The sequence below is a fragment of the Streptomyces capoamus genome (assembly GCF_014654935.1).
In the GTDB taxonomy this organism is placed as follows: domain Bacteria; phylum Actinomycetota; class Actinomycetes; order Streptomycetales; family Streptomycetaceae; genus Streptomyces; species Streptomyces capoamus.
The window spans coordinates 181435-189205 of record NZ_BNBF01000014.1 but is presented as its reverse complement, the minus strand read 5'-3'; the positions used below and the strand labels follow the sequence as shown (position 1 = coordinate 189205).

Annotated in this window: 8 protein-coding genes; 5 read left to right on the top strand and 3 right to left on the bottom strand. The window is 73.3% G+C overall.

What is annotated here, in order from left to right; translation table 11 throughout:
- The 3 genes from IE312_RS41345 to IE312_RS22455 form a co-directional block, all read left to right on the top strand.
- The coding region (locus IE312_RS41345) for an arginine deiminase family protein (RefSeq protein ID WP_229900303.1) at positions 1-131 on the top strand (131 nt) is incomplete at its 5' end.
- Between the two features lie 107 nt (positions 132-238).
- A complete protein-coding gene (gene argF / locus IE312_RS22460; RefSeq protein WP_189984148.1) occupies positions 239-1261 on the top strand; it encodes an ornithine carbamoyltransferase in 1023 nt (340 codons plus the stop codon).
- A 110-nt stretch (positions 1262-1371) separates the two neighbouring features.
- Positions 1372-2829, top strand: coding sequence for an amino acid permease (locus IE312_RS22455; protein ID WP_189984147.1), 1458 nt, complete (start codon positions 1372-1374; stop codon positions 2827-2829).
- Here IE312_RS22455 and IE312_RS22450 read toward each other — a convergent pair.
- Complete coding sequence (locus IE312_RS22450) at positions 2789-3241, bottom strand: ATP-binding protein (RefSeq protein ID WP_189984146.1); 453 nt, start codon at positions 3239-3241, stop codon at positions 2789-2791. The genes IE312_RS22455 and IE312_RS22450 overlap by 41 nt on opposite strands.
- 311 nt (positions 3242-3552) lie before the next feature.
- Between IE312_RS22450 and IE312_RS22445 the strand changes: the two genes are divergently transcribed.
- Complete coding sequence (locus IE312_RS22445) at positions 3553-4380, top strand: enoyl-CoA hydratase family protein (RefSeq protein ID WP_189984145.1); 828 nt, start codon at positions 3553-3555, stop codon at positions 4378-4380.
- 6 nt (positions 4381-4386) lie between these two features.
- Positions 4387-6654, top strand: a complete 2268-nt coding sequence (locus tag IE312_RS22440; RefSeq protein WP_189984144.1) for a bifunctional salicylyl-CoA 5-hydroxylase/oxidoreductase — start codon at positions 4387-4389, stop codon at positions 6652-6654.
- A 26-nt stretch (positions 6655-6680) separates the two neighbouring features.
- Here IE312_RS22440 and IE312_RS22435 read toward each other — a convergent pair whose 3' ends face one another.
- Together IE312_RS22435 and IE312_RS41340 are read right to left on the bottom strand one after the other, a co-directional pair.
- Positions 6681-7493, bottom strand: coding sequence for a PaaX family transcriptional regulator (locus IE312_RS22435; RefSeq protein ID WP_189984143.1), 813 nt, complete (start codon positions 7491-7493; stop codon positions 6681-6683).
- Positions 7494-7508: 15 nt separating this feature from the next.
- The coding region (locus IE312_RS41340) for an AMP-binding enzyme (RefSeq protein WP_440862365.1) at positions 7509-7771 on the bottom strand (263 nt) is incomplete at its 5' end.

The following is a 7771-nucleotide window of genomic DNA, read 5'->3' as shown; positions in this document are numbered from 1 at the left end:
GGAACTCCACCACCAACACGCATCTGCGCAAGCAGGGCATCGAGGTGATCGAGATCCCGGGCAGCGAGCTGGGCCGGGGCCGGGGCGGCCCGCGGTGCATGAGCTGTCCCGTGGAGCGGGATCCCGTCTAGGGACCCAGTATGGGAAGGCACCGATCGCGGAGGGGATCGCATACTCATGCGAATACTCGTATAGACTTCCAAGGTCTTCGCAGCCCTCACACCTGGAGCGTCCCGACATGGCGACAGTCCCGACCGCCCTCGCCGGCCGCCACTTCCTCAAGGAGCTGGACTTCACGGAGGAGGAGTTCCGCGGCCTGGTCGAGCTGGCCGCCGAGCTGAAGGCCGCCAAGAAGGCCGGGTCCGAGGTCCGGTACCTGCGGGGCCGGAACATCGCGCTGATCTTCGAGAAGACCTCGACGCGCACCCGCTGCGCGTTCGAGGTCGCCGCGGCCGACCAGGGCGCCCACACCACCTACCTGGACCCGGCCGGCTCGCAGATCGGCCACAAGGAGTCCGTGAAGGACACCGCCCGCGTGCTGGGCCGGATGTACGACGCGATCGAGTACCGGGGCGACAGCCAGGCCAAGGTCGAGGAGCTGGCCGCGCACGCCGGCGTGCCCGTCTACAACGGCCTCACCGACGACTGGCACCCCACCCAGATGCTCGCCGACGTGCTCACCATGACCGAGCACAGCACCAAGCCGCCGCGCGAGATCTCCTTCGCCTACCTCGGCGACGCCCGCTTCAACATGGGCAACTCCTACCTGGTCACGGGCGCCCTGCTCGGCATGGACGTCCGGATCGTCGCCCCGAAGTCCTACTGGCCCGCCCAGGAGATCGTCGACCGCGCCCGCACGCTCGCCGGGACCAGCGGTGCCCGCGTCACCCTCACCGAGGACGTCGCCGAGGGCGTCCTGGGCGCCGACTTCGTCGCCACCGACGTGTGGGTCTCCATGGGCGAACCCAAGGAGGTGTGGAGCGAGCGGATCGCGGCCCTGGCCCCCTACGCCGTGACCATGGACGTCCTGCGGGCCACCGGCAACCCCGGAGTGAAGTTCCTGCACTGCCTGCCCGCCTTCCACGACCTCGGCACCGCCGTGGGGCAGCAGATCCACGAGGCGCACGGTCTGCGGTCGCTGGAGGTGACGGACGAGGTCTTCGAGTCCGCCCACTCGGTCGTCTTCGACGAGGCCGAGAACCGGCTGCACACCATCAAGGCGGTGCTGGTGGCCACACTCGCCCGGGAAAGCCTTGCCTGACCGGCCTCACCAGGACTTATCCTGACCGGTGGCCCGGAATCACCCCTTCCGCCGCCGCCGCCGCGCCCCCACGCCGGGCGCCCGCACCACCAGAAACGAGCACCACCCGCATGCCCGCTCCCCGCATCAAGTCCCCGCACCTGCTCGTCGCCGAATCCGGAGCCGACCGCGAGGGACACGGCCTGAAGCGCACCATGGGCCTCTTCCAGCTCATCTGCTTCGGCGTCGGCGCCATCGTCGGCACCGGCATCTTCGTCGGCCTCTCCGACTCCGTCGCCCAGGCCGGCCCGGCCGTCGTCGTCTCCTTCGTCCTCGCCGCGGTCACCTGCGTCTTCACCGCCCTGTCCTTCGCCGAGCTGGGCGGTGCGATCCCGGTCTCGGGTTCCTCGTACTCCTTCGCCTACGCCGGCCTCGGCGAGTCCACCGCCTTCCTCGTCGGCTGGTGCCTGCTGCTGGAGTACGGCATCTCCATCTCGGCCGTCGCGGTCGGCTGGAGCCAGTACGTCAACGAGCTGCTGCACAGCCTCACCGGCCTCCAGCTCCCGGCCGCGCTCAGCGCCGGCCCCGGCGACGGCGGCATCGTGAACCTCCCGGCCGTGATCGTCATCGCCCTGGCCTGCGTGCTGCTGGTGCGCGGCGTGCGCGAGAGCGCCCGGGCGACGGCCGCCATGGCCGCCGTGAAGCTGGCGATCCTGCTCGCCTTCTGCGCCATCGGCTACAGCGCCTTCAAGGACGGCAACCTCACCCCGTTCTCCCCGGCCGGTCTCGGCGGCATCGGCGCCGGCACCACCGCCGCGTTCTTCTCCTACATCGGCTTCGACGCGATCACCACCGCCGGCGAGGAGGCGAAGAACCCGCGCCGGGACATCCCCGTCGCGATCCTCGTCTGCATGGGCCTGGTCACCCTGCTGTACTGCGCGGTCGCGCTCGCCGCGATCGGCGCCATCGGCGGCGACCAGGTCGCCGGCCGCCCCGCCGCGCTCTCCTACGTCGTCAACGAGGTCACCGGCTCGGCCGTCGGCGGCGGTGTCATCGCCTTCGGTGCGGTCGTCGCCATCGCCTCCGTGGTGCTCGCCGTGATGTACGGCCAGAGCCGCATCCTGATGTCGATGTCCCGCGACGGCCTGATCCCGCGCGTCTTCGAGAAGGTCTCCCCGCGGACCGCCACGCCGGTCGCCGGCACGCTGATCGTCGCGGTCGTCTTCGCCGTCCCGGCGGCCTTCGCCTCCCTCGACGCGGTGATGAACCTGTGCACCATCGGCACGCTCGCCGTCATGGCCGTCGTCAACATCACGGTGATCGCCCTGCGCCGCCGCGAACCGGGTCTCACCCGCAGCTTCAAGGTGCCGCTGTACCCGGTGGCCCCGCTGCTCGGCGTCGGCTTCTGCCTGTACCTGATGTACGAGACCGGCTGGCGGACCTGGCTCCAGTTCGCCGTGTTCCTCGCGGTGGGCCTGCTGGTCTACGGCGCCTACGGCCGCCGGCACTCCACGCTGGCCAGGCCGCCGGCCACCGGCGCCGCCCCGGTCACACCGGCCGCCGCTGAGCGGGAATCACAGGCAGTCTGAACCACACCGCCTTGCCCGACGGGGTGGGGCGGTGCCCGCAGGACGAGCTGAGGGCGCGGATCAGCAGCAGCCCGCGCCCGCCCTCCTGCCAGACGTCGGGCTCCTCGAGCACCGGCCGGGTCAGCTGGCCCGGCGGGGCCGGGTCCGGATCGTGCACCTCGACCTGGCAGCCGGTCGGCCGCAGCTCCACCACCAGCTCGATCGGTCCGCGCCCGGCGGTGTGCTCCACCGCGTTGGCCACCAGTTCGGCCGTGAGCAGTTCCGCCGTGTCGCAGTCGGCCTCGTGCTCCACCTCGGTGAGGGCCGAGCGCACCAGGGCACGCGCCACCGGCACCGCCGCGGCGGTGTGCGGCAGGGCGATGCGCCAGGAGGCCGATTCGGCGGAGCGTTCGTGCAAGGCGAGTCCGTTCATGGAGCAGGCTGTCCTGCTTTCGACTGTAGGAAATGGTACGGGCCCGGCCACCGCTGACGGCCGGGGGGCGCCGTCCGGAACCTCCCGGCCCCGGTACCGGGCGGCCTACCCAGGCGGGGGGCCGTCCTCGCCCGTGCGGGCCCACTGTTACGCCGCTGTCGACCAGCGGTGACCGACGTGACCGAAAACCGCTGGTCGCCACCCGCCCGGTCGCGTCTCGTGTCGCGCCCCCGTGACGACAGTCACAAATCGGTGATAACTTCAGGAGACAGAGCAACGTACGGCACCGCCGCGCTAGGAGGCCGCACGTCATGAGTCCCTTCACCGGCTCCGCCGCCCGCACCGCCGACTGGACGCACCTGCGGGTCCGGATCGCCGACGGGGTGGCCACCGTCACCCTCGCCCGCCCCGACAAGCTCAACGCCCTCACCTTCGGCGCCTACGCCGACCTGCGCGACCTGCTGGCCGAACTGTCCCGGGAGCGCGCGGTGCGCGCCCTGGTCCTGGCCGGCGAGGGCCGCGGCTTCTGCTCCGGCGGCGACGTGGACGAGATCATCGGCGCCACGCTGGCCATGGACACCGCGCAGCTGCTCGACTTCAACCGGATGACCGGCCAGACCGTCCGGGCGATCCGCGAGTGCCCGTTCCCGGTGATCGCCGCCGTGCACGGCGTGGCCGCGGGCGCCGGGGCCGTCCTCGCCCTGGCGGCCGACTTCCGCGTCGCCGACCCCTCGGCCCGGTTCGCCTTCCTCTTCACCCGGGTCGGACTGTCGGGCGGCGACATGGGCGCGGCCTACCTGCTGCCCCGGGTCGTGGGCCTCGGCCACGCCACCCGGCTGCTCATGCTCGGCGACCCGGTCCGGGCCGCCGAGGCCGAGCGCATCGGCCTGATCAGCGAGCTGACGGAGGAGGGCCGGGCCGACGAGGCGGCCGCGGCGCTGGCCCGCCGCCTGGCCGACGGCCCGGCCCTGGCGTACGCGCAGACGAAGGCGCTGCTGACGGCCGAACTGGACATGCCGCTGGCCGCCTCGGTGGAACTCGACGCCGCCACCCAGGCCCTGCTGATGAACGGCGAGGACTACGCCGAGTTCCACGCCGCCTTCACGGAGAAGCGCCCGCCGAAGTGGCGGGGGAGGTGAGGCCCGGTGCGCGTGGCGATCATCGGCGGGGGCCCCGGCGGGCTCTACGCCGCGGCCCTGCTCAAACGCCTCGACCCGGCCCGCGACGTCACCGTGTGGGAGCGCAACGCCCCTGACGAGACGTTCGGCTTCGGCGTGGTCCTCTCCGACGAGACCCTCGGCGGCATCGAACACGCCGACCCCGTCGTCCACGCGGCCCTGCGGGAGGACTTCGTCCGCTGGGACGACATCGACATCGGGCACCGGGGCACCCACCACCGCTCCGGCGGCCACGGCTTCGCCGCGCTCGGCCGGCACCGGCTGCTGGCGATCCTGCACGCGCGCTGCCGCTCCCTGGGCGTGGAGCTCCGCTTCTCCACCGAGGCGCCGCCCGTCGCCCGGCTCGCGGCCGACCACGACCTCGTCATCGCCGCCGACGGTGTCCACAGCACCACCCGCGACGCCTACGCCCCGGTGTTCCGTCCCCGGGTGACCGCACACCGCTGCCGCTACATCTGGCTCGCCGCCGACTTCGCCTTCGACGCCTTCCGCTTCGAGATCGCCGAGACCGAGCACGGCGTGATGCAACTGCACGGCTACCCCTATGCGGCGGATGCCTCCACCGTCATCGTCGAGATGCGCGAGGAGGTGTGGCGGGCGGCCGGCTTCGACGAACTCGACGCGCAGGAGTCGGTGGCGCGCTGCGCCAAGATCTTCGCGGACGCCCTGCGCGGCCGCCCCCTGCGCTCCGGCACGTCCGCCTGGACCACCTTCCGTACGGTGGTCAACGACCGCTGGTCGCACGGCAACGTCGTCCTCCTCGGCGACGCCGCGCACACCGCCCACTTCTCCATCGGCTCCGGCACCAAGCTCGCCGTGGAGGACGCCCTCGCACTGGCCGCCTGCCTGGCCGAACAGGACTCCCTGGCCGAGGCGCTCGCGGCCTACGAGGAGGAGCGCAGGCCCGTCGTCGCCTCCACCCAGCGGGCCGCCCGGGCCAGCCTGGAATGGTTCGAGGACCTGCCGCTGTACCTCGGCCGGCCGCCCCGCCAGTTCGCCTTCAACCTGCTCACCCGCAGCCGCCGGGTCACCCACGGCAACCTGCGGCTGCGCGACGCCCGCTTCACCGAGTCCGTGGAACGCGAGTTCGGCTGCCCGCCCGGCACACCGCCGATGTTCACGCCGTTCCGGCTGCGCGGCCTGACCCTGCGCAACCGGGTCGTCGTGTCGCCCATGGACATGTACTCCGCCACCGACGGTGTCCCCGGCGACTTCCACCTGGTCCACCTGGGCGCCCGTGCCCTCGGCGGAGCCGGCCTGGTGATGACCGAGATGGTGTGCGTCAGCCCGGAGGGCCGGATCACCCCGGGGTGCGCCGGCCTGTACACCGGCCGGCAGGCCGAGGCGTGGCGCCGGGTCACCGACTTCGTGCACCGCCGGTCCCCGGGCACCGCGATCGGCGTCCAGCTCGGCCACTGCGGCCGCAAGGGCTCCACGAAGGTGATGTGGGAGGGCATGGACGAGCCGCTGCCCACCGGCAACTGGCCCCTCGTCGCCGCCTCCCCGCTGCCGTACCGGCTGGGCGGCCAGACCCCGCGCGAGCTGTCCCGGGCACAGCTGACCGATCTGCGCGAGCAGTTCGCCGCAGCCGCCTGGCGGGCCGCGCGGGCCGGCTTCGACCTGCTCGAACTGCACTGCGCCCACGGCTACCTGCTCTCCGGCTTCCTCTCCCCGCTCACCAACCGGCGCACCGACGCCTACGGCGGCTCGCTGGAGAAGCGGCTGCGGTTCCCGCTGGAGGTCTTCGAGGCCGTACGCGGGGTGTGGCCGGCCGAACGGCCGGTCACCGTCCGGATCTCCGCCACCGACTGGGCGGAGGGCGGGACGAGCGCCGAGGACGCCGTCGGGATCGCCCGCGCCTTCGCCGCGCACGGCGCCGACGCCATCGACGTGTCCACCGGGCAGGTGGTGGCCGAGGAGCGGCCGGAGTTCGGCAGGTCGTACCAGACGCCGTTCGCCGACCGGATCCGGCATGAGGTCCGCGTCCCGGTGATCGCGGTCGGCGCGATCTCCTCCTGGGACGACGTCAACTCGCTGATCCTGGCCGGCCGCGCGGACCTGTGCGCGCTGGCCCGGCCGCACCTGTACGACCCGCACTGGACCCTGCACGCGGCGGCCGAGCAGGGCTACGAGGGACCCGGCGCCGTCTGGCCCGCCCCGTACCGGGCCGGCAGCAGGCGCCCGCCGACCGGCCGCACGGACGCCCCGAAACCGCGCTTGTCACTGGGCGGCTGAGGCACCGCCCGCGGGCCGGGCCCGGCTCACACCCCCGCGAAGCCGGCCCCCGCGTCCCGCAGCCGCTCGTGCAGGCCGCGGAAGACCTCCGCCGAACGGACACCGGGCCAGCCGGCCGGGAGGAGGGCGGTGGGCAGGCCCGGATCGGTGTAGGGGAGGTGGCGCCAGGAGTCGAGGGCGAGGAGGTAGTCGTGGTACGCCTCCTCCGGCGGGGTGTCGGCCCGCTCCCGCCAGGCCTGCAGGACCGGCTCGTGCGCGTCCAGGAAGCGTTCGTGCTCCTTGGCGATCGCCGCCAGGTCCCACCAGCGGGCCACCGCCTCGGCCGTGGCCGCGAACCCCAGGTGCTCCCCGCGGAAGAAGTCCACGTACGGATCCAGCCGCAGCCGGCGCAGGGTGTGCTCGGTCTCCTCGTACAGCCGGGCCGGGGCGATCCACACCCCCGGGGCCGCCGTGCCGAAGCCCAGCCCGGCCAGCCGGGAGCGCAGCACGTGCCGCTTCTGCCGCTCCGACTCCGGCACCGAGAACACCGCCAGCACCCAGCCCTCGTCCGCGACGGGGGCGCCCGCGTAGATGCGCCGGTCGCCGTCGTCCATCAGCTGGCATGCCTCGGCGGACAGTTCGTACCCGGCGGCGCCGGACCCGGTGCGGGCGGGCAGCAGCAGCCCGCGCCGTTTGAGCCGGGACACCGAGGAACGCACGGACGGCGCGTCCACGCCGACGGCGGCCAGGAGCCGGATCAGCTCGGCGACGGGCACCGGGCCGGGCAGGAAGCGGCCGTACGCGCCGTAGAGCGTGACGATGAGGGACCTGGGGGCGTGCTGCTCGGTCACGTTGATCATTTTAGGTCGTCGGCATCACTGCTGGTCACCTCCGGTACGCAGCCGGAACCGCTGGAGCTTGCCGGTGGCCGTGCGGGGCAGCGCGTCGAGGAAGACGAACGCGCGCGGGCACTTGTACGGCGCCAGCTCACCGGTGAGGAAGGCGCGCAGCGCCTCCGGGTCGCGCCGGGCGCCCGCGCGCAGCACCGTGTAGGCCACCGCGACCTGGCCGCGGGCCTCGTCCGGACGGCCGACGACCGCCGCCTCGGCCACGTCCGGATGGCGCAGCAGCGCCTCCT

What these genes read in the sequence shown, in the direction of transcription:
- IE312_RS22435 (WP_189984143.1), bottom strand. Translation starts at nt 7,493, where the DNA reads ATGATCAACGTGACCGAGCAGCACGCCCCCAGGTCCCTCATCGTCACG.
- argF (WP_189984148.1), top strand. Translation starts at nt 239, where the DNA reads ATGGCGACAGTCCCGACCGCCCTCGCCGGCCGCCACTTCCTCAAGGAG.
- IE312_RS22445 (WP_189984145.1), top strand. Translation starts at nt 3,553, where the DNA reads ATGAGTCCCTTCACCGGCTCCGCCGCCCGCACCGCCGACTGGACGCAC.
- IE312_RS22450 (WP_189984146.1), bottom strand. Translation starts at nt 3,241, where the DNA reads ATGAACGGACTCGCCTTGCACGAACGCTCCGCCGAATCGGCCTCCTGG.
- IE312_RS22455 (WP_189984147.1), top strand. Translation starts at nt 1,372, where the DNA reads ATGCCCGCTCCCCGCATCAAGTCCCCGCACCTGCTCGTCGCCGAATCC.